16 protein-coding genes and 1 tRNA gene are annotated in these 19,411 nt (G+C 68.2%); 12 read left to right on the top strand and 5 right to left on the bottom strand.

The window, feature by feature from the left end:
* Positions 1–18 precede the first annotated feature (18 nt).
* The 10 genes from GGR24_RS06670 to GGR24_RS06625 all read left to right on the top strand — a co-directional run bounded on the left by GGR24_RS06670 (position 19) and on the right by GGR24_RS06625 (position 13,264).
* Positions 19–3,216: an efflux RND transporter permease subunit gene (locus tag GGR24_RS06670; RefSeq protein ID WP_183394573.1), complete on the top strand. Its 3,198-nt coding sequence runs from the start codon at positions 19–21 to the stop codon at positions 3,214–3,216.
* 862 nt (positions 3,217–4,078) lie between these two features.
* Complete coding sequence (locus tag GGR24_RS06665; protein WP_183394572.1) at positions 4,079–4,813, top strand: SOS response-associated peptidase; 735 nt, start codon at positions 4,079–4,081, stop codon at positions 4,811–4,813.
* A gap of 400 nt (positions 4,814–5,213) precedes the next feature.
* Entirely contained in the window at positions 5,214–6,110 is an 897-nt protein-coding gene (locus GGR24_RS06660; RefSeq protein WP_183394571.1) for a siderophore ABC transporter substrate-binding protein, read from the top strand.
* Positions 6,107–7,078, top strand: a complete 972-nt coding sequence (locus tag GGR24_RS06655) for an ABC transporter permease (protein WP_183394570.1) — start codon at positions 6,107–6,109, stop codon at positions 7,076–7,078. Before GGR24_RS06660 ends, GGR24_RS06655 begins: the two co-directional genes overlap by 4 nt.
* On the top strand, positions 7,071–8,021 hold the full coding sequence (locus GGR24_RS06650) for an iron chelate uptake ABC transporter family permease subunit (protein ID WP_183394569.1): 951 nt from the start codon (positions 7,071–7,073) through the stop codon (positions 8,019–8,021). Before GGR24_RS06655 ends, GGR24_RS06650 begins: the two co-directional genes overlap by 8 nt.
* Positions 8,018–8,776, top strand: coding sequence for an iron ABC transporter ATP-binding protein (locus GGR24_RS06645; RefSeq protein ID WP_183394568.1), 759 nt, complete (start codon positions 8,018–8,020; stop codon positions 8,774–8,776). Before GGR24_RS06650 ends, GGR24_RS06645 begins: the two co-directional genes overlap by 4 nt.
* Positions 8,777–8,906: 130 nt before the next feature.
* Entirely contained in the window at positions 8,907–9,455 is a 549-nt protein-coding gene (locus GGR24_RS06640; protein ID WP_183394567.1) for an RNA polymerase sigma factor, read from the top strand.
* 73 nt (positions 9,456–9,528) lie between these two features.
* A complete protein-coding gene (locus tag GGR24_RS06635; RefSeq protein WP_183394566.1) occupies positions 9,529–10,491 on the top strand; it encodes a FecR family protein in 963 nt (320 codons plus the stop codon).
* Between the two features lie 87 nt (positions 10,492–10,578).
* Positions 10,579–12,906 carry a TonB-dependent receptor gene (locus GGR24_RS06630; protein WP_183394565.1) on the top strand — a complete coding sequence of 776 codons (2,328 nt, stop codon included), beginning with the start codon at positions 10,579–10,581 and terminating at the stop codon, positions 12,904–12,906.
* A gap of 58 nt (positions 12,907–12,964) precedes the next feature.
* Positions 12,965–13,264, top strand: a complete 300-nt coding sequence (locus tag GGR24_RS06625; RefSeq protein WP_183394564.1) for a DUF2218 domain-containing protein — start codon at positions 12,965–12,967, stop codon at positions 13,262–13,264.
* Between the two features lie 143 nt (positions 13,265–13,407).
* Here GGR24_RS06625 and GGR24_RS06620 read toward each other — a convergent pair whose 3' ends face one another.
* The 4 genes from GGR24_RS06620 to GGR24_RS06605 all read right to left on the bottom strand — a co-directional run bounded on the left by GGR24_RS06620 (position 13,408) and on the right by GGR24_RS06605 (position 16,219).
* Positions 13,408–14,250 carry an adenosylcobinamide amidohydrolase gene (locus GGR24_RS06620; RefSeq protein ID WP_246398142.1) on the bottom strand — a complete coding sequence of 281 codons (843 nt, stop codon included), beginning with the start codon at positions 14,248–14,250 and terminating at the stop codon, positions 13,408–13,410.
* A gap of 260 nt (positions 14,251–14,510) precedes the next feature.
* A tRNA-Ser gene (locus tag GGR24_RS06615) sits at positions 14,511–14,600 on the bottom strand.
* Positions 14,601–14,745: 145 nt separating this feature from the next.
* Positions 14,746–15,267, bottom strand: a complete 522-nt coding sequence (locus GGR24_RS06610; RefSeq protein WP_183394563.1) for a ferritin-like domain-containing protein — start codon at positions 15,265–15,267, stop codon at positions 14,746–14,748.
* 73 nt (positions 15,268–15,340) lie between these two features.
* A complete protein-coding gene (locus tag GGR24_RS06605; RefSeq protein WP_183394562.1) occupies positions 15,341–16,219 on the bottom strand; it encodes a manganese catalase in 879 nt (292 codons plus the stop codon).
* 221 nt (positions 16,220–16,440) lie between these two features.
* On the opposite strand from GGR24_RS06605, the gene GGR24_RS06600 reads away from it, so the two are divergent.
* Positions 16,441–16,935, top strand: a complete 495-nt coding sequence (locus tag GGR24_RS06600) for a YciE/YciF ferroxidase family protein (RefSeq protein ID WP_183394561.1) — start codon at positions 16,441–16,443, stop codon at positions 16,933–16,935.
* A gap of 129 nt (positions 16,936–17,064) precedes the next feature.
* Here the strand turns inward: GGR24_RS06600 and GGR24_RS06595 are convergent, their stop codons facing one another.
* Positions 17,065–18,036: a LysR family transcriptional regulator gene (locus GGR24_RS06595; RefSeq protein ID WP_183394560.1), complete on the bottom strand. Its 972-nt coding sequence runs from the start codon at positions 18,034–18,036 to the stop codon at positions 17,065–17,067.
* A 104-nt stretch (positions 18,037–18,140) separates the two neighbouring features.
* On the opposite strand from GGR24_RS06595, the gene GGR24_RS06590 reads away from it, so the two are divergent.
* Positions 18,141–19,400 carry a sarcosine oxidase subunit beta family protein gene (locus tag GGR24_RS06590; RefSeq protein ID WP_183394559.1) on the top strand — a complete coding sequence of 420 codons (1,260 nt, stop codon included), beginning with the start codon at positions 18,141–18,143 and terminating at the stop codon, positions 19,398–19,400.
* Positions 19,401–19,411: the final 11 nt, after the last annotated feature.

Genomic DNA, 19,411 nt, shown 5'->3' with positions numbered 1-19,411 from the left:
GAACAAGAAAGGCCCGCGATGCTGTCGGCCGTATTCGTTGATCGTCCCCGCCTCGCCATCGTTATCGCGATCGTCATCACGCTCGCCGGGCTGATCGCCATGCAGCGCATCCCGGTCGCGCAGTTTCCCGACATCCTGCCGGCCCAGGTCTCCGTCACGGCGAATTATCCTGGCGCCAGTTCCGAGGTTGTCGAGAACACGGTCGCTCAAGTCATCGAGTCGCAGGTCAACGGCGTCGACGGCATGATCTACATGTCGTCGACCAGCGGCAATGACGGGTCGTACACGCTGAACGTGACATTCGCGCTCGGCACCGACCCGGACATCGCGACCGTCAATGTCCAGAACCGGGTCCAGCTGGCCGAAAGCAGCTTGCCGACGGAAGTGACGCGCAGCGGTCTCAGCGTCAGAAAACAGTCCCCGGCGTTCCTTCAGATCGTCACGATCTACTCGCCGGACAAACTCTATGACGAGCTCTTTCTGAACAATTTCGCCATCATCAACGTCGTCGATCCCCTGGCCCGCGTGCCCGGCGTCGGCGAGGCGCAATCCTTCGGCGCCCTCAATTACAGCATGCGCATCTGGTTCCAGACGGATGTGCTGGCGAGCCTCGGCCTGACCCCGTCCGATCTTATCAGCGCGATCGAGAGCCAGAATGTGCAGGCGGCCGTCGGCCGCCTCGGCGCGCCGCCGATGCCCGACCAGCAGCAGCTTCAGCTCAACCTCGTGACGCAGGGCCGCCTCGTCGACGTCCGCCAGTTCGAGGACGTGGTCATCAAAGCCAAGACCAGCGGCGCCCAGATCCGCCTGAAGGACGTGGCGCGGATCGAACTCGGCGCCCAGTCCTATGACACCGTCGGCCGGCTCGACGGGGCTCCCGCGGCCGTGCTCGGCGTGTTCCAGGCGCCCGGCTCGAACGCCGTCGCGGCGGCGGAAGGCGTGCGCAAGGAACTGGAGCGGCTCAAGCAGTCCTTTCCGGAGGGGATCGACTACAAGATCACCTATGACACCACGGTCTTCGTGTCGTCATCCATCCAGGAGGTGATCAAGACGCTGCTCGAGGCCTTCGCCCTCGTGATCGTCGTCGTGTTCGTCTTCCTCGGAAACCTGCGCGCCACCCTCATTCCCGCCATCGCCGTCCCGGTGTCGCTGATCGGCACGTTCGCCGTGCTGCTGGCCATCGGATACTCGGCGAACACGATCTCGCTCTTCGCCATGATCCTTGCCGTCGGCATCGTCGTCGATGACGCCATCGTGGTGGTCGAGAACGTCGAGCGCGTCATGACCGCGACCGGGCTCCCGGCCAAGGAAGCCACCAAGCTGGCGATGAAAGAGATCACCGGGCCGATCATCGCGATCACGCTGGTGCTGCTGGCCGTCTTCGTGCCCGTGGGGTTCATCCCGGGCGTCGCCGGAAAGTTCTACGGCCAGTTCGCCGTGACCGTCACTGTCGCCATGCTCATATCGGCGGTGAACGCGCTCACGCTGAGTCCGGCGCTCTGCGGCGTCTTCCTGAAGCACGGGCATTCGGACAGTCTTTACAGCCGGGCCATGGGGAAGGTCAGCGCCTTTATCGAGCGCATCAGCGACGGATACGGGAGCATCGTCCGGCGTCTCGTGCGGGTCGCGGCCCTGTCGCTGCTTCTGGTGGCGGTGTTCGGCGGCGGCGCATACTGGCTGGACAGGACGGTGCCGGGCGGCTTCCTGCCGGAAGAAGACCAGGGTCTGTTCTTCGTGCAGATCAACCTGCCGGCCGCCGCCGCGCGCAGCCGCACCCAGAGCGTCGTCGAGCAGGTCGGCGAGATCACGCAGGCGGTGCCCGGCGTCGCCAGCATCACCGCGGTGATCGGGCGAAGCTTCATCGACAGTCTTGCCGAATCCAATTCCGGCTTCCTGATCGTCACCCTGAAACCATTCGCGGAGCGCCTCGGTCCGAACCTGTCCGTCTTCGACATCCTGCGAGAGGTGCGAGAGAGGACGGCCGGCATTCGCGACGCGCAGATCCTGCCGATCAACATGCCGCCGATCATCGGCCTCGGCACCGGCTCGGGCTTCCAGTACGAACTGGAGGACCTGAGCGGGAAATCCCCCGCCGACCTCGCTTCCGTCGCCGGCGCGATGACGATCGCCGCCAACCAGAACCCCAGCCTGGACCAGGTCTTCACCACCTTCTCAGCCGCCACGCCGCAGATCCGCCTCAACATAGACCGCCAGAAGGCGCTCAATGTCGGCGTAGATGTGAACGACATTTTCAATGTCCTGCAGGCGACATTGGGCGGATACTTCGTAAACTACTTCAACCGTTTTGGCCGCAGTTGGCAGGTGATCATCGAGGGCGAAGCCCAGGATCGCCGAACCGTCGAGGACATCTATCGGATTTTCGTGCGCTCGAGCAGCGGCGACATGGTTCCGCTTCGCGCATTGCTTGACGCCGAAGAGACGGTCGGGCCGCAGTTCATCACCCGCTACAACAACTATCGCGCCGCCATGCTCATGGGGAACCCTGCGCCGGGCGTCAGCTCCGGCCAGGCCATCTCCGTCATGGAGCAACTCTCGAGAACGACCCTTCCGGCCGGCTACTCCTACCAGTGGACGGGCACCGCCTATCAGGAACTCGAAGCGTCCGGACAGACCGGCGTCATCCTCGGGTTTGCGGTGCTGTTCGCCTATCTTTTCCTGGTCGGACTCTACGAAAGCTGGAGCATCCCGCTCGGCGTGCTGCTGTCGGTCAGCGCAGGCCTGCTCGGCGCTATGTTGGGGCTGCGCCTCACCGGCCTCGACAACGACATCTATGCCCAGATCGGCATCGTGGTGCTCATCGGCCTTGCGGCGAAGAACGCGATTCTGATCGTCGCCTTCGCCAAGGACCGCCGCGAGGAAGGCATGTCGATCGCCGAGGCCGCCATCGTCGGCGCACGCCAGCGATTCCGGCCGGTGATGATGACGAGCTTCGCCTTCATCCTTGGCCTCGTCCCGCTGGTGACGGCGGTCGGCATCGCGGCAGCCAGCCGCCGCGCCGTCGGCACGTCGGTTTTCAGCGGCATGGTCGCCGCCTCGCTCATCGGCATATTCCTGGTGCCGATGCTTTACGTGCTGCTGGAACGAACGCGCGAATGGTTCCACGCAAAGGTCTTCCGGGCCCCGCTGCATTACGCGCACAAGCCGGCGCCGGGCGAAAACGGCGACGGCGCCGCCGAGAGCAAGGCGCCGGTCTGATGACCTCGTCGGCCCTATGCCGCAGATCCGGTTGACCGGTCGCGTGTGGGCCGGGGCTCGAGCGGCGGTGAATGGAATGGCTCACATCGCCCTGATCACCGCGGCGCCCTGGCGGCCTCGCCGGTCGTCGCCGCAGCTGAAGGTTCCCTCTGCCCTTCCTCCAGGCCGGCGAACGCCCCCAAGACCGCTCAGACCTTGGCTGCCGCGCGCCTGGCCCGTGCGAGCGCGATCACTGCGGACAATCCGAGATGCCGTCTGATGTCCCTGGCGCGAAAACGCCGCCTTCCAGCAGCGCGGACCATCCGCGCGCCGTCAGGCGCCAACCGGTGATCGTAAGCTCGATCAGCCTGTGCCGATGGAGTCTGGACAGCACCGCTCCGTCGAACGGGTTGCACAAATTCCTTCGCGTTATGCGCGCCAACGCTTCACGCTCAGCCAACCCTAATCGCATGCTACGCTCCCGAGGACCGCTAGAACGGTCTCGGGCCGGCTTGGTTCCCGGCTCGGGGAGCGACACCGGCGCCCGGTTGTCGATCGCCGCTGAACTGTGGCCCTGTATCGGCGTGAGTTTCTGCCCCCTGAAGCTGGGTCAACGGCGTCGATCCCGGCATGCGGGTGGCCGGGGCTAGCTCGTGCGGGTTCTTGAGGCGCAGCTCTCGTTGAAAGTCTGCTATGTCGCTTCGGCGCAGCCGATCTCCAAAGGGAACGGTCGCGCGCCCAGAAGCTCAACGCGGAGCCCGGATCCCGCCGCTCGGGGTGCGGCCGCGAAACTCCGCCCCGACCGGAACGCGCTCGCCAGCGTCCAGTCGCCGGCTGAACGCCCGGCTCGAAGCGGCTGTGAGGCCTGAACCGGACTGCGCCGATGTGCAATCTCTACAGCGTCACCAAGGGCCAGGCGGCGATCCGCGAGCTGACGAAGGCTCTCGTCGACCGCACCGGCAACCTGCCGCCGATGCCCGGGATCTTTCCCGACTATCCTGCGCCGATCGTCCGCAACGGCGCCGAAGGCCGCGAACTCGTGCTTGCCCGCTGGGGGATGCCGTCCTCCAGCCGCGCCATTTTCGAGGCGACGAAGAAGCGCGCGGCGGCGCTGGAGAAGAAGGGGCGGCCGGTCGACTTCCAGGCGCTGCTGAAGGCGGAGCCGGACATTGGCGTGACCAACATCCGCAATGTCGCCTCCCAACACTGGCGGCGGTGGCTTGGGACCGAGCACCGCTGCGTCGTCCCGATGACGTCCTTTTCCGAGTACGAGCGCGGCCCCGCCGGCAAGATGCGGCCTGTGTGGTTCGCGCTCGACGAAAGCCGGCCGCTCTGCGTGTTCGCCGGACTCTGGACCAACTGGAGCTGCGTGCGGAAGAAGTCGGAGGGGGAGGTGACCTGCGACCTCTACGGCTTCCTCACGACAGAGCCGAACGCCGTGGTCGCTCCGATCCACCCGAAGGCCATGCCGGTTATCCTCATCACTCCGGAGGAGATCGACGTCTGGCTCCGGGCGCCCTGGGATGAAGCGAAGGCGCTGCAGCGGCCGCTGCCGGATGACGCCCTCATGGTCGTGGCGCGGGGCGAGAAGCAAGACGGGCTGCCCGAGGCGGCGTGACCGCTCCCGCCAGCCTCTTCAGTCCGCCGTCGCGCTTCACCCAAGCGCATCTCCGGCGAACACGCCCGGCGGATCCTGCGCGAGGGCAGGGGATGCGAGCAGCGCCAGGCGAGGAGAACGCGGAGTAAGCCTGCGGCGCAGGCCACGTCGCCGTCAGGATGCGTGGCGTGAGGGAGTATCGTCGGACGCGGTTTTGATGACGGCAAGCTCCGCTCATCCTGCAGCCCGTTCCGGCCGCGCTGAGGGCTGGCCCCGATGCGAGCGTGCGGCCCGTGTGGCGGGACGGCTTTCGGCCGAGCGGCCCCCGCATTGGTGACGCGCGCTCTTCCATGAGGGAAGATCCGCGCTTCTGACCGCTAGAACGTTCCGCCGCGGCTGCTGACCTGCTAAGCGGGTCGCCATGCGCCTCCTTACGCTCATCGCCGCCGTCCTGATCGCCGCCGTTCCGGCCGCCGCGCTGGAGATCCGGACCGCTGCCGGTTCCGTCGACGTCGCCGCGGATCCCAAGATCGTCGCGGTCTTCGACATCGCGGCGATCGACACCCTCGAGCGGCTCGGCGTCACGCCGGACGGGATTCCCGACCAGCTTTATCTTCCGCAGCTGAAGCCGCTCACCGCCAAGGCGAAGCGCGTCGGCACTTTGTTCGACCCGGACCTGGAGGCGCTGAACGCGCTTTCCCCCGACCTAATCATCGTGGGCGGCCGTTCTTCCACGCGCGCCGAGGCGGCGCGGCAGGTCGCGCCGACCATCGACATGACGATGACTGGCGACGATCTGCTCGCCGAGGCGCGCGAGCGGCTCGACGACTATGGGGCGCTGTTCGGCAAGGCGCAGGAGGCGGCGGCCGCCAAGGCCGAACTCGACGCGAGCGTCGCCAAGGCGCGAGAGGCTGCGGCCGGCAAGGGCACGGCGCTTGTGCTGATGACCAACGGCCCAAAGATCACCGCCTATGGACCGGGCTCCCGCTTCGGCTGGATCTACGCCGCGCTCGGACTGAAGCCGGCGACCGTCGGTCAGGCCGCCGCGGGTCTCCATGGCGAGGCGGTCTCGTTCGAGTATGTCGCCAAGGCTGACCCCGACTGGTTGATCGTCGTGGATCGGGCGGCCGCGATCGGCTCCAACGAGGGAAGCGCCCGCGCGACGCTCGACAATGAGCTGGTCGCCGGCACGAAGGCCTGGCGCAAGGGCCAGGTGGTCGAGCTGCCCGCCGCCGACGCCTATGTCGCGGCGGGCGGCGTTCAGGCCATGGGCCGCATCCTCGCTCAGCTCACCGACGCCTTCTCCGCCGCCAAATGACCGCCGCCGCCGCGCGGCCGCTTGGCGCAGGGGCGGCTGCAACGATCCTCATCCTGCTCATCGCGGCGAGTCTGGCGGTAGGCGTCGGCGACGTCCGCCTGCACCAGCTGACGTCCGATGCGGAGGCATGGCGGCTGATGCTGGCGAGCCGGCTGCCCCGCACCCTCGCGGCGCTGCTCGCCGGCGCCGGCCTCGGGGTGGCGGGGCTCGTGATGCAGGCGCTGGCGCGTAACCGCTTCGTCGAGCCGACCACGGCCGGCACGGACCAGAGCGCCGCCGCCGGCGTGCTGGTCGCCACCCTGTTGTTTCCCGCGGCCTCTCTGCCCGCCAAAACGCTTATCGCGAGCGGGGCGGCGCTCGCCGGGACGTCCCTGTTCCTCTCGGTCGCGCACCGGCTGCCGCCGAACCAGCCCTTCCTCGTGCCGCTTTTCGGGCTCGTCTACGCGGCGGTGCTCGGGTCCGCGACGGCGTTCGTCGCCTGGCGCATGGACCTCATCCAGTTCTACGAAATCTGGACGCGCGGCGAATTCTCCGGGGTCCTGCGCGGCCGCTACGAGCTGCTGTGGATCAGCGCCGCCATGGTGGCGCTCGCCTTCTGGGCCGCGGACCGGCTCACCATCCTGTCGCTCGGCCGAGACGTCAGCGTGGCGCTCGGCCTCGACTATGAGGGGATGATGCGGCTCGGCCTCGTCATCGTCTCCGTGATTTCCGCCCTCACCGTCGTGGTGGTCGGCGCGATCCCCTTCGTCGGGCTCGTCGCCCCGAACCTTGTGACGCGCGCGCTCGGCGACGACCTCAGGCGCGCCGCCCCCTGGACCGCGGTGGTCGGCGCGAGCCTTACGCTCGCCTGCGACTTGATCGGCCGGCTCGTGCGCTTCCCCTACGAGATCCCGGTCGGCGTGGTGGTCGGAATCGTGGGCGCGGCGCTGTTCCTCTGGCTGCTGTTCGGACGGCGGGCCCGTGGCTGACCGGAGCGGCGTCGCGATCGCGGCCCTGATCGCCGCCGCTTTGCTGGCCGCCGCGGCCTATCTTGCGCTCGACCTCAAGGGAAACATCGCGTTCGCGCTGGAGCTCCGGGCGAAGCGTCTCGCGTCGCTCGCCACCGTCGCGGTCGCGGTCGCGACCTCCACGGTTGTGTTCCAGACGCTGACCGCGAACCGGATCCTGACGCCCCAGATCATGGGCCTCGACGCGCTCTACGGCTTCGGCCAGACCGCGCTGGTGTTTTCGCTTGGCGGCCTCGGCTACGCCACGCTCGATCCGCGGCTGAAATTCGCCGGCGACGCGACCTTGATGGCGGCGCTCGCGCTCGCGCTGTTCCTGCCGATGCTCAGGGCGCGCCTCGACATGACGCTGATGCTGCTTGCGGGCGTCGTCATGGGATTCCTGTTCCGCAGCCTGAGCGCGCTGCTCGCGCGGTTGATGAACCCGAACGACTTCGCCATCGCGTCCGCCGCAGGCTTCGCGAACTTCTCCGTGGTGCGCGGCGACCTGCTGCTTGTCGGCGCGGTCGTGACGGCCGTGTGCGCCGTGATCGTCTGGAGGTCGCGGCACATCCTCGACGTGCTGGCGCTCGGACAGGACCATGCGACCGGACTGGGGCTCGAATGGCGGCCGACGGTGGGCGCGCTGCTTGCGCTCGTGTCGGCGCTGGTCGCCGTTTCGACGGCCCTGGTCGGCCCGGTGGTGTTTCTCGGCCTCGTGGTGGTGGCGCTCGCTGAACGGCTCGTCGGGACGCGCCGACACGCGGTGCTTCTCCCGGCCTCCGCGCTTGTCGCCGTGACGGCGCTGGTTGGCGGCCAGGCGGCGCTGCAGCACGGGCTTGGCGGCGCGGGCGAACTCGCCATGGTGGTCGAGTTCTTCGGCGGCCTGCTGTTCCTCGTCCTCCTGATCGCGAGCGCGCGGCGATGATCCAGATCGAGAACGTTTCGCTCGTCCGCGGCGGCGCGAAGATCCTCAGCGACGTCAGCCTGCACATCCCCGAAAAAGGGCTCGTGGCGATGGTGGGGCCGAACGGGGCGGGCAAGTCGAGCCTGCTGTCCTTGATCGGGCGCCTGCAGCCGCTTCAGAGCGGGCGCATCAGCGTCGCGGGTCTTCCGGTCGACGCGACGCCGAGCCGCGAGCTCGCCAAGATCCTCGCGATCCTGCGCCAGGATCCCGCCCCCGCGAGCCGGCTCAAGGTGAGGGAACTGGTCGGCTTCGGTCGCTTTCCGCACAGCCGCGGCCGCCTCACCGCGGAGGATCGCGCAGTGGTCGACGCCGCGCTCGCGGATTTCGCCCTCACGGCGCTCGCCGACCGTTTCGTGGAGACGCTCTCGGGCGGGCAGCGCCAGCGCGCGCTGGTCGCGATGGCTCTCGCGCAGGACACGCCCGTGCTGCTGCTCGACGAACCCCTCAACAATCTCGACATGCCCAACGCGCGTGACCTGATGCGGCGCCTGCGCAGGGTCGTGGATGAGCGCGGCCGGACCGTGTTGGCCGTGCTGCACGACCTCAACCACGCGGCGGCCTATGCCGACCGCATCGTGGCGATGAAGGACGGCGGGGTGGCGGCCGACGGGTCGCCCCGGGACCTGCTGACGCCCGACATGCTGGAGAGCGTGTTCGGCCATCGCATGCGCGTGGCCGAGATCGACGGCGCTCCGGTCGTGCTCCACCACCTCTGAGCGCCATTATCAGGGGATATGTAGTTTAGAACTGTACAAAATCAATAGTGCGCAAGTCGATTGACGGGCGGTGTGGAATACCGTCTATCATTCTCTCAGCTACTGAAGAACTGTTCGGAAGATCCCGCCCATGAAACAGGGAGACGCTTCGACGCGCGCGTCCGCGGGCGCGGGGTTCGCCCTCGGCGCGCCGGGAGAAGAACTCCGCCGGCTCTACGTGGCCGAAAGGGCGCGCATCGGGCGGATCGTCCGACGCATCACGGGCAGCCCGGATTCCGCTGAAGACCTGGTGCAGGACGCCTTTGTGAAGCTCAGCGGCCGGAACGTCGGCCAGGCCGACGTCGGGCTCGTGGTGCGCACCGCTCAGAACCTCGCGCGGGACGCAATGCGGGCGGAGCGGGTGCGGGCGGCGTATGCCGACGAAATCCGGCCGGAGCAGATCGCCGGCGCGCCGGCGGCGCCCGACGAGGCGGCAGCGCGCCGGCAGGAAATCAACGATCTGTTCGAGGCGCTGAAGAGCCTCCCGCGGCGCACGCAGCGGGTGTTCCTGATGAGCCGGCTCGATGAGATGAGCTATCCGCAGATCGCCCGGGAACTCGGCGTCTCCCTGTCCACCGTGGAGAAGGACATGGCGTCGGCGCTCGAATTCTGCCGAAGGTGGCGCAGCAGGCGCGAGTGAATTTTTGAGGCGCCGGCGGTTCAGAGGCGTTCCGATGTAAAGATGCGGGACGAATCTGGAAGTGACTTTGAGCATGGTTGAGTCAGGGACCGAGGGCGACCCCGGGGAGCGGGCGGCGCAGGACGCGATCGCGTGGTTCGTGCGCCTCAACGATCCTCGTGCGAGCGAGGCTGACCGGCGGGCCTTCCGCGCCTGGATCGAGGCGGATCCCGAGCACGAACGTGCGATGGCTGAGACCACGGCTCTGTGGGGCGATCTTGCGGCGCCTGCCGCGCGGCTCGGACATGGCGGCTGGTACCGGGAGCGATCGCGGCAGCGCCAGGGGTTTGGAAGGCTCGCAGCTCTCGCGGCCTGCGCCGCTCTGCTGGTGACGGGCGCGGCGCTATGGCGGGACCCGGGGCTGGTCGACCGCGCCTTCGCCGACCACGCCACCCGGCCCGGAGAGCGCCGCGACGTCGTCCTCGCCGACGGCACCCGCATGCTCCTCGACGGCGACACCGCGCTCAGCGCCGCGCTCTCGGCGACCCGACGCGACGTGACGCTGATCCGCGGCCGCGCCTGGTTCGACGTCGCGCCGGACAAGACCCGGCCGTTCGTCGTTCGCACCGGCGCGCTTGACGCGCAGGCGCTCGGAACCGCCTTCGCGGTCGACCATGACGTCGACAGCGTGACGGTCGAGGAGGGGCAGGTGGCGGTGCTCGCAGGAGGCGAGCAGGTGACGCTGCGCGCTGCGGAGCGCACCGCGCTCGCGGCCGGCGGCGGGCTCGATGCGCCCTCCCGGATCGATCCCGCGGCGGCCGCGGCCTGGCGGCGCGGGCTCGTGGCGTTCGACGCCGCGCCTCTGAGCGAGGTCGCAGCCGAACTCTCAAGGCTGGAGGCAGGGCGCGTGATCATCGCCGGCGACGACCTCCGTCGGCTCAGACTGTCGGGATCCTTCCGCGCCGACGACCCGTCGGGAATCCTCGAGGCGATGCGGGGCGCGCTGAGCCTCAAGATCGTCCGCCTGCCGGGCCTGGTGACCCTCATCTATCGCTGACGAACTATTTTACGGGGTTCGTCAGCTCCGCCCGTTCACGCCTAGGGGGCCGCTTGTCGGTCGGGTCGCGTTCGGGGTTTCGGTGTGATGAGGATTTCGAGAACGGCCGCGCTGGTCAGCGGCGGCGCGTTGATGTTGGCCGTCGGCCTCGCGAAAGCCGAGACCGGGCCGAAGCGCCAGTTCGAGATCCCCGCGAAGCCGCTGCTGACGGCGCTGACGGACTTCACGACGGTCACGGGCGTCCATGTCGTTCGGCCGGGCGGCGCCCGCCTCACCGGGCGAAGCCGGCCCGTCTCGGGCGCGCACGACGCCGAGGGCGCCTTGCGCGCGATGCTGGCGGGAACCGGTCTGTCCTACGAATTCACCGACGCGAAGACCGTCGTGCTGCGCTCGATCTTCGATGAAGCCCAGCCGGTGCAACTCGCCTCCGAGGGCGCGACGCAACTGCAGGACCTCTGGGTCGTCGGTCAGCAGGCGAGCGACGCTGATTTCACGCCCGGCGCCTTCACGATCACGGCCGCGGACATCGCCCGCAAGAACCCGACTGATCTTCAGGACCTGTTCGCTGGCGAGCCCGGGGTGCAGGTCGGCAGCCCGGTCCCGATCTCGCAGAAGGTCTATGTCCGCGGCGTGGAGGAATCGAACCTCGCGGTTTCGATCGACGGCTCCGCGCAGAACAACAAGGTCTTCCATCACAACGCCACCACCTACATCGATCCCGGACTTCTGAAGCAGGTGCGGGTCGATCCCGGGGTGGCGCCGGCGGACGCCGGATTTGGCGCGCTCGCCGGCTCGATCGCCTACGAGACAAAGGACGTGGCCGACCTGCTCGGGCGCGACGGCGACGGATACGGCGCGGAGGTGAAGGGCTGGTTCAACTCCAACGGGGGCGTCTTCGGCAACTCGGTCACCGGCTACGGCAAGCAGAACGGCTTCGAGGCGCTGGGCTATTTCAACTGGGCCGACGGCGGGCGCTACAGGAACGGGCACGGCGACAAGGTGGCCGGCACCGCGACCCACCTGCTGAGCGGCCTCGGCAAGCTCGCCTATGAGGCTCCGGACGGGCACCGCTTCGAGGTCAGCCATGAGCGGGTGCATGACGACGCAGTGCGCCCGTTCCGACCCAATCTGGGATCGGTGGGGCGGCCCGGCGAACCGCCGACGCGCGATTTCAGGCTCGACCGACAGAACACAGTGTTCAACTACACCGACACCTCGCCGGAAGGCTGGTGGAACCCCAAGGTCGTGCTCGGCTACAGCGCCACGAAGGTGAAAGTGCCGACCTTCGTCCGCAATCCGGGCTCCGGCGCGTTCGAGGAGGCGTACGATTCCTCCGGGAAGACCAGCAGCCTGAACGGCAAGGCGGAGAACAAGTTCACCTTCGCGCTCGGCGACGTGACGGCCGGCGTCGATTTCCGCCACGACCGCGCCCGCTACTGGGACACGAACTACAGCGCCCGCGAGAAGATGACCAATGTCGGTCTCTACGCCCAGGCGCGGCTGGAGCCGATCGAGCGCGCGCGGCTCTCCTTCGGCGGCCGGGTCGACCACCAGCGTTTCGAGGGGACCAACGACGGCGACGGCGCGGAGAAGAACCACACCGGCGTCAGCGCCAACGTCACGGGCGAGTACGACCTCATCAAGGACCTGCTGACCGCCAAGGCGGGCTATTCGCATGTCTGGGCGGGCATTCCGCTTGCCGAGAACTTCATCCTGAATCCGGCCTGGATCTACCGAAACGCCGACGGCAAGCTCCGGGCCACAACCTCCGACAACTACTCGGCGGGCCTCGTGCTGAAGCGCAACGGCTTCTCGCTGGAGGGCAACGTTTTCCGGACAAAGATCCAGAACGCGCGGAACGCCAAGTTCTCGAACGCCTATGACTACGATTTCGGAGCTCCCGGATACGGCCCGGTCCCCGGCGCGACATGGGCGCCCGACCTCGCGACGCGCGGCTTCGAACTCGGCGCAGGGTATGAGTGGGAGACGGGCTTCGTCCGCGTGAAGTACGCCCACATCGACGTGGACATCAACGGACGCCGTGGCGACTCGGACGCCGGCAACTACATCGCCACCCCCGTCGGCGACATCATCACCATCACGGCTGCGCACACCTTCGTCGACTGGAACGTCACGATCGGCGGCGACATCGAGATCGCGCCGAAGTACGACCGGGTCGGCCGCGACGCGGTGACCGGCGTCCGGTACCCGAGCTACGCCGCCTACGAGGTCGTCAACGCGTTCGTCGAGTACAAGCCGCAGCTCAAATACGAGACCACGCTCCGGCTCGACGTGAAGAACATCCTCGACGAGAACTATTCGAGCCGCGCCACCTACGGCTCGGAGTTCGGCAACGTCACCCCGCTTTACGAGCCGGGCCGCTCCGTGCTGTTGACGGCCGCCGTGAAGTTCTAATCAGCTCGCTGACGGACACGCCCGCTCCGCGCGGGCGTGTCCGCTGGAGTTTTCGCGAATGACCGTCTCCGCCGCCTGCGCCGTGCCGACCGCGAACGCGTCGCGTTACCTCGCGCAGCTCTGCAGCCACTGGCGGCACAAGCTTGCGGTGGAGGCGGAGGGCGACCGCGCGCGCGTCGTGCTGCTGAACGACGCCGTCGTGACGCTTGAGGCCTCGCCGGAGGCCGTCAAGGTCGCGATCACCGCCGGGACGCCCGCCGACATGGCGGCCGCCAAGGGCACGGTGACGCGCCACCTCGACCGTTTCGCCTGGAGGGAGGCCCCGCTCAGCTTCGCCTGGCGCGACTCCGCCGGCTGATCGCGGGTTTTTCCTGAACGTCCTTTCCCGAACGGCGCGGTCACTCTTGCGGCTCAGGCAGCGTCGGCTCAAGGTCCGGCAAGGCGTCCTCTTCACCCTGAGGCGCCGCACGACCTCGCCGCCCTCCTTCGTGAAGCCGTCCGTCAGCGGCGCGCTCTCGGGGCAACTTGGGCAAGATCGCGAAGCCATGCGCGGCCGCCAGCGAGCGTCGCCGAATAGACCGCGGCGCCCAACGCTTCGCCGACCGCAGTGTGCATGCCGGCGAAACGCTCCCGCGGTGCGCCTGTGGGCGACGCCACGACGATGCAGTCGGTGCCGGTGCCGGTGACGAGCGCTCCGTTGCGACGGAAGCCGAGCTCGATGACCGCCGCGGTCCGGGCCTGCGTCGCGATCGAAACGGCCTCGATGAGCGCCGCCTGATCGAGCGGTCTCGAGACATGAACCAAGATGTTGATCGTGCCGACCGGGGCGAGGTCCGTGCGCGCCGGCTGCCCCACGCGCCCCGCATTGCTCAGGCCGACGGTCGCGAGGCACGAGCAGACGACGTCGTCACATACGGCGTCGGCCGCATGATGCCGGGCGACGTCGCGCGAGGTGAGAAGACCTATGGCCTCCCGATGTCCTGCCTCGACGAGCCACGTGTCGAGCAGCGCCGCGGGATCGACGTCGAGAGGCAGGTCGGCATCGCGCACCTCGCGCCACACGACGGCGTCGGCGTGCTGAAAGCCTGGCCGATTTAGCGACCAGCTCAGGATCGACTGTGGCGCGTCGAACAGGGCTGCAAGGATGGGACGATCAAAGACGATCCGGAAAGCTCGGTCGGCGCGTTCTGGATCGTTCATCTGGAGGCTAGCCATCGCTGGGTCGGGACGCGAAGGTCCGTGCGAGCGCCTTCTAACGATTTTCCGAGCCCCCGCCAGCGCGCCCACGCTGCGGACAATGCGGGGCTTGTCCGCCGAGCCGGTCGTCACGAAACCGCGCGACAAGGCCCTGCAGCCGGCGGGCCGTTTGGCGCGCCTCCTCCGGATCGCGCCTGCCGACCGACGCCTTGAACTCGGTCCGGCCATAGATCTCGGCGAGCCCGGCGGGTAGCGTCCCGGCATCCGGTAGAGGCCGGTTTTCGGATGTCTGGTCGGTCTGATCAGTGCAACGCCATCGTGGGCGCCACCCGTGTGTGCCACACCGACGTTACGAGGCCGTTGATCTCTCAGGGACTTGCTCGGAACTCAGCGTTTGTTCCGAGTGGTGGCGGAGAGGGTGGGATTCGAACCCACGGTACGGTTACCCGCACAACGGTTTTCGAGACCGTCCCAATCGACCACTCTGGCACCTCTCCGCAGCAGGCGAGCGTCGATGGCGGGTGAGATACACGCCACGCCGCGATGGCACAAGCGGCAAGACCAGGGGGGACGGCAGGCGCAGACCGGCGCCCGCGGCCGCCGCCTTACAAGGCGCGGCCGCGGGGCGGCGGCGGGGCCGCGTCAGCGGTCCGCCTTCTCGCCCTGCGAGGAGAGCGTGAGATATTTGGTCGTGATCGCCGGCACGCGCTCCTCGAGCCACGCCGCCATCGCAAGCTCCTCGTCGAGGGTCGTCTGGAGCAGCGGCACGGCGGCGGTGAAGCTTCCGGCCTCCGCGACCGTGATCAGGGAGCGGTAGCTCGCCGCCTCGAAGTTCTCGAAGGCGAAGTTGGCGAACGTGTTCTTCAGGATCTCGTCGCCCGCGATCGTGTGGCCGAGGGCCGCGAGATTGCCGCCAAGCGAGAGCGCCGCGTCCTTCAGGGCGGAATGGCTCTCGTCGAGCGAGGCCAGGATCTCCTCGAGGCGACGGATCTGCTGCTCGGTCTCGCCGCGGTGGCGCCGGAGCTGGTCGGCGACCTCGTCGTAGTTCTTCAGCCGGTCGAGCTGCCGGTCGATGAGCGACAACGCCTGGTTCTCCACGGCATGCGCGTCGCGCAAGCCGACGACGAAGGTGGAACGGACGACGTCTTGGTCGAAGGTGGCCATGGGTTCCTTCCGGAAAAAGGGGCGGGCGACGCTGCGCCCGCAAGGTGGGAGGAAAAGGGGGACAGAAGAGGCGCTATTCGGCGGCCTCGGCCGGCACGGGCGCCGGCGGGGTTCCATAGGTGCGCGGATCGACCGGCGAGAGCAGGCCCTGGTCGCTGGTGAGCGGCTCGAGCGGAACCGATCTGATCTCCCCGCGACCGTCGGCCGACACGCCGCTGGCCCACCGGCCAGTCGTGCTGACGCCGCCTTCCGAGCCGGCGACATAGAGATAGGAGACGTCGGTCTTCTCGAGCTCCTGCGGGAAGGCGGACGGCACGGGGGTGCTCTCCAGCCCGTCCTCCTCGAGTTCGCGGATCGCCGCGAGCCACTGGTTCTGGTGCATGGTGTCGCGGGCGAGCAGGAAGGCCAGCATCCGCCGCACGCCCTCGTCCTGCGTCATGTTGTAGAGCCGGGCCACTTGCAGGCGGCCCTGGCTCTCGGCCGTGAGGTTGAAGCGGAAATCGGCGAGCAGGTTGCCGCTCGCGCACATGTAGCCGGCCGTCCACGGGTTGCCGGCGCTGTCGGCCGGGCGGGGGCCGGAGCCCGCCACGATCAGGTGCTGCGGGTTCATGCCGGCGAGGATCGCGTCCTCGATGCGCGCGCCGCCCATCACCGCGCCCACCAGGGAATCCTTCGCCGCGTCTTCCTGCGCTTCGACAGGGGAGCTCTCCAGCAGGCGCGCGATCATCGTCGCAAGCATCTCGACGTGGCCGATCTCCTCGGTGCCGATGTCGAGCAGCATGTCTCGGTATTTCTGAGGCCCCCGGCATGACCAGCCCTGGAAAAGGTAGGTCATCATCACGCTGATCTCGCCCCATTGGCCGCCGAGGGGCTCCTGAAGCATCTTGGCGAACAGTGGATCCGGCTTGTCCGGGCGAGCTTCGAACTGAAGAACCTTGCGGTGACCGAACATTGATCTCTCCTTTCGCAGAGTTTGGCGCTGCGGCTGGCGCGGCGCGGTCCGGGAGGAAAGGGCGAGGGCGGAAGAATGTTCCGTTGTCGAAGCCGTTTTGGGGCCCGAGCCGCCCAGTGAATCGGCGCCGCTGTCCTGAGGAACGATCTGGCCCCTTTCCCGGTTGTTCGGGCACGGCGGCCTTGACCGCGCGTCACCGATCAAAGGGGCTGGAAAATACGATGGCGACCAAGGAAAAGACTCTGGAAGACCTCTTCCTCGACACGCTGAAGGACATCTATCACGCCGAGAAGCAGATCCTTCGCGCTCTCGGCAAGATGAGCAAGTCGGCGGAGTCCGACGAGCTTCGGCAGCTGTTCGAACAGCATCGCGAGGAGACCGACGGGCAGATCCAGCGGCTCGAGCAGGTGTTCGAGATGCTCGGCAAGCGCCCGCAGGGCAAGCCCTGCGAGGCGATGCAGGGGCTCGTCGAGGAAGGCAAGGAGATCATGGACGAGTTCAAGGGCAGTCCCGCCCTCGACGCCGGCCTGATCTCGTCCGCCCAGGCCGTCGAGCATTACGAGATGGCGCGCTATGGCACGCTCGCGAGCTGGGCGACGCAGCTCGGCATGCCCGACGCCGCGCGGCTGTTCGAAGAGACGCTGAAGGAAGAGAAGAACGCCGACCAGCTGCTGAACCGCGCGGCTCAGGCCAAGGTCAACAAGAAGGCGGCGTAAGCGACAAGGCTTATTCAAAGCGCGGCGGGTCGTCCGCCGCGCTTTTTTATTGCTGATCCGCTGATCAGCGACCGGACATGTCGATCTCTCGTCTGAGACACGAAGAGGCTGGCGGCGCCCGTCGCTCCGCTAGAGGACAGTGACGGCCGCCCCAAGCCCCGGGGCTGCGGCCTCGATGGCCGGCAGCGCCTCGGCGGTGAGCCGCTCGCGCACAAGCTCCGCGATCTCGAGCGGAATGCGGCCGAGTTGATGGCGGTATGCGACCAGCGTCAGCTGGCGGCGAAGCTGAGGCCCGGGCGTGGCCGCGAAGGCGAGCTTGCCGATGTCTTCCTTCGCCTCAAGCACGCACAGCGGCGTGGTGATGGCGAAGTGCCCTCCACTGGCGACCATCGCGGTGACGCCTGCCGGCGTGTCGAACTCCAGCCCGCGCGGCAGCTCCAGCCCGAGCCGGCGCAGATGCCTGTCGATGTCCCCGCCGGTGCTGGAGCGCGCGCTGAACCGGACGAACTTCAGCCGGCCCGCGAGCGCCTCCAGCTCGGCGAGCGTCCGCACCGGAGCTTCGTCCTTCGGCAGGACCAGAACATAGGTCTCGGCCACGATCGGCCAGCGCTCGAGGCCGCTGATGTCGCCGAGATCGTCGACGCCGATCATGACGTCGAGATTGCGGGTCACCAGCGCGCTGGCGTGCGCGGCGGTGAGGCCGGAGAAGATCGAGACCTCGTCCGCCCGCCCGGACAGGAAACGCGCCAGCGGGGCCGCGACCGTCCGCGACAGCGAGTCCACCAGCCCGATCCGCACAAGAGGAAGCCGCCCGCGGCCGACCTCGCGCAGCACGGGAGCGATCTGGCGGGCTTCCGAAAGCAGCGCGCTCGCCCGTTGCCGCAGCAGCGCGCCCGCGGGCGTCAGCGCGAGAGGCCGCACCGCCCGGTCGAACAGCCCGGCGCCGATGCGTGTCTCCAGTTCCCCGATCGCGATCGAGACCGCCGGCTGGGTGAGCCCGAGGCGCCGCGCCGCCACCGCCATCGCGCCGGCGTCGCAAACCGCCAGGAAGATCAAGAGGGAGCGGAGGTCGAAGGGGAGGTCGTCGGAGCGGGTCGCCATGCTGCGCGTCCGGATGCTGGGCGAGCGCCTATAAGTTCGATTTATGTTGAGCGCGCAAGCGCCGCGCGGGATGGCTTGTCGGACAACGGCAGTGGACAGCCTTCATGTCGACCGACAACTACTCGATCTTTTCCGTGCTCCGCGAAGCGCTCCGCGGCCACACCGGCTGGAAGCCAGCGTGGCGCGACGCGGCGCCGAAGGCCGCCTACGACGTGGTGATCGTCGGCGGCGGCGGCCATGGTCTGGCGGCGGCGCACTACCTCGCCAAGGAATTCGGCGTCACCAATGTCGCGGTGGTCGAGAAGGGCTGGATCGGCGGCGGCAATGTCGGCCGCAACACCACGATCATCCGCTCGAACTACCTGCTGCCCGGCAACATCCCGTTCTACGAACACTCGATGAAGCTGTGGGAGGGTCTTGAGCAGGACCTGAATTACAACGCGATGGTCAGCCAGCGCAGCGTGATCAACCTGTTCCATTCCGACGGGCAACGCGACGCCTATGCGCGCCGCGGCAACGCGATGCGGCTCCACGGCGTGGACGCCGATCTGCTGGACGTCGCGGAGCTCAAGCGCATCCTGCCGATGCTCGACTACGAAAACGCCCGCTTCCCGGTGAAGGGCGCGCTTCGTCAGAAGCGCGGCGGCACGGTGCGCCACGACGCCGTCGCATGGGGATACGCCCGCTCGGCCGACGGACGCGGGGTCGACATCATCCAGAACTGCGAGGTGACGGGCTTCCGCATCGAGGGCGGCCGCATCCTGGGGCTGGAGACGAGCCGCGGCTTCATCGGCGCCAAGAAGGTCGCGCTCGCCTGCGCGGGCAACTCCTCGCGCGTCGCCGCGATGGCCGGGATGCGCCTGCCGATCGAGAGCCACGTGCTGCAGGCCTTCGTCACCGAAGGCGTCAAGCCGTTCATCGACACCGTCTGCACCTTCGGCGCCGGACACTTCTACATCAGCCAGTCCGACAAGGGCGGCCTGGTGTTCGGCGGCGACATCGACGGCTACAACTCCTACGCCCAGCGCGGCAACCTGCCGACCGTCGAGGATGTCTGCGAAGGCGGCATGGCGCTGATGCCGGCGATCGGCAGGGTGCGGCTTCTGCGCTCCTGGGGCGGCATCATGGACATGTCCATGGACGGCTCGCCGATCATCGACCGTACGCCGGTCGAGGGCCTCTACCTCAACGCTGGCTGGTGCTACGGCGGCTTCAAGGCCGTGCCGGCCGCCGGCCACTGCCTCGCTCACCTGATCGCCCGCGACGAACCCCATCCGGTCGCCGCCGCCTATCGACTCGACCGTTTCGCCACCGGGCGGACGATCGACGAGAAGGGCATGGGCGCGCAGCCGAACCTCCACTGAGAGCCCATCGC

Origin of the sequence: Hansschlegelia beijingensis, from assembly GCF_014196425.1 — a bacterium.
GTDB classification, from domain to species: domain Bacteria; phylum Pseudomonadota; class Alphaproteobacteria; order Rhizobiales; family Methylopilaceae; genus Methylopila; species Methylopila beijingensis.
The sequence above is the reverse complement of the archived record's forward strand: the minus strand, read 5'-3'. Positions and strand labels throughout refer to the sequence as shown.

Bases quoted from the DNA above. Each gene is read 5' to 3' on its own strand.
- GGR24_RS06670 (WP_183394573.1), top strand. From the start codon at position 19: ATGCTGTCGGCCGTATTCGTTGATCGTCCCCGCCTCGCCATCGTTATC.
- GGR24_RS06665 (WP_183394572.1), top strand. From the start codon at position 4,079: ATGTGCAATCTCTACAGCGTCACCAAGGGCCAGGCGGCGATCCGCGAG.
- GGR24_RS06660 (WP_183394571.1), top strand. From the start codon at position 5,214: ATGCGCCTCCTTACGCTCATCGCCGCCGTCCTGATCGCCGCCGTTCCG.
- GGR24_RS06655 (WP_183394570.1), top strand. From the start codon at position 6,107: ATGACCGCCGCCGCCGCGCGGCCGCTTGGCGCAGGGGCGGCTGCAACG.
- GGR24_RS06645 (WP_183394568.1), top strand. From the start codon at position 8,018: ATGATCCAGATCGAGAACGTTTCGCTCGTCCGCGGCGGCGCGAAGATC.
- GGR24_RS06640 (WP_183394567.1), top strand. From the start codon at position 8,907: ATGAAACAGGGAGACGCTTCGACGCGCGCGTCCGCGGGCGCGGGGTTC.
- GGR24_RS06635 (WP_183394566.1), top strand. From the start codon at position 9,529: ATGGTTGAGTCAGGGACCGAGGGCGACCCCGGGGAGCGGGCGGCGCAG.
- GGR24_RS06630 (WP_183394565.1), top strand. From the start codon at position 10,579: ATGAGGATTTCGAGAACGGCCGCGCTGGTCAGCGGCGGCGCGTTGATG.
- GGR24_RS06625 (WP_183394564.1), top strand. From the start codon at position 12,965: ATGACCGTCTCCGCCGCCTGCGCCGTGCCGACCGCGAACGCGTCGCGT.
- GGR24_RS06610 (WP_183394563.1), bottom strand. From the start codon at position 15,267: ATGGCCACCTTCGACCAAGACGTCGTCCGTTCCACCTTCGTCGTCGGC.
- GGR24_RS06605 (WP_183394562.1), bottom strand. From the start codon at position 16,219: ATGTTCGGTCACCGCAAGGTTCTTCAGTTCGAAGCTCGCCCGGACAAG.
- GGR24_RS06600 (WP_183394561.1), top strand. From the start codon at position 16,441: ATGGCGACCAAGGAAAAGACTCTGGAAGACCTCTTCCTCGACACGCTG.
- GGR24_RS06595 (WP_183394560.1), bottom strand. From the start codon at position 18,036: ATGGCGACCCGCTCCGACGACCTCCCCTTCGACCTCCGCTCCCTCTTG.
- GGR24_RS06590 (WP_183394559.1), top strand. From the start codon at position 18,141: ATGTCGACCGACAACTACTCGATCTTTTCCGTGCTCCGCGAAGCGCTC.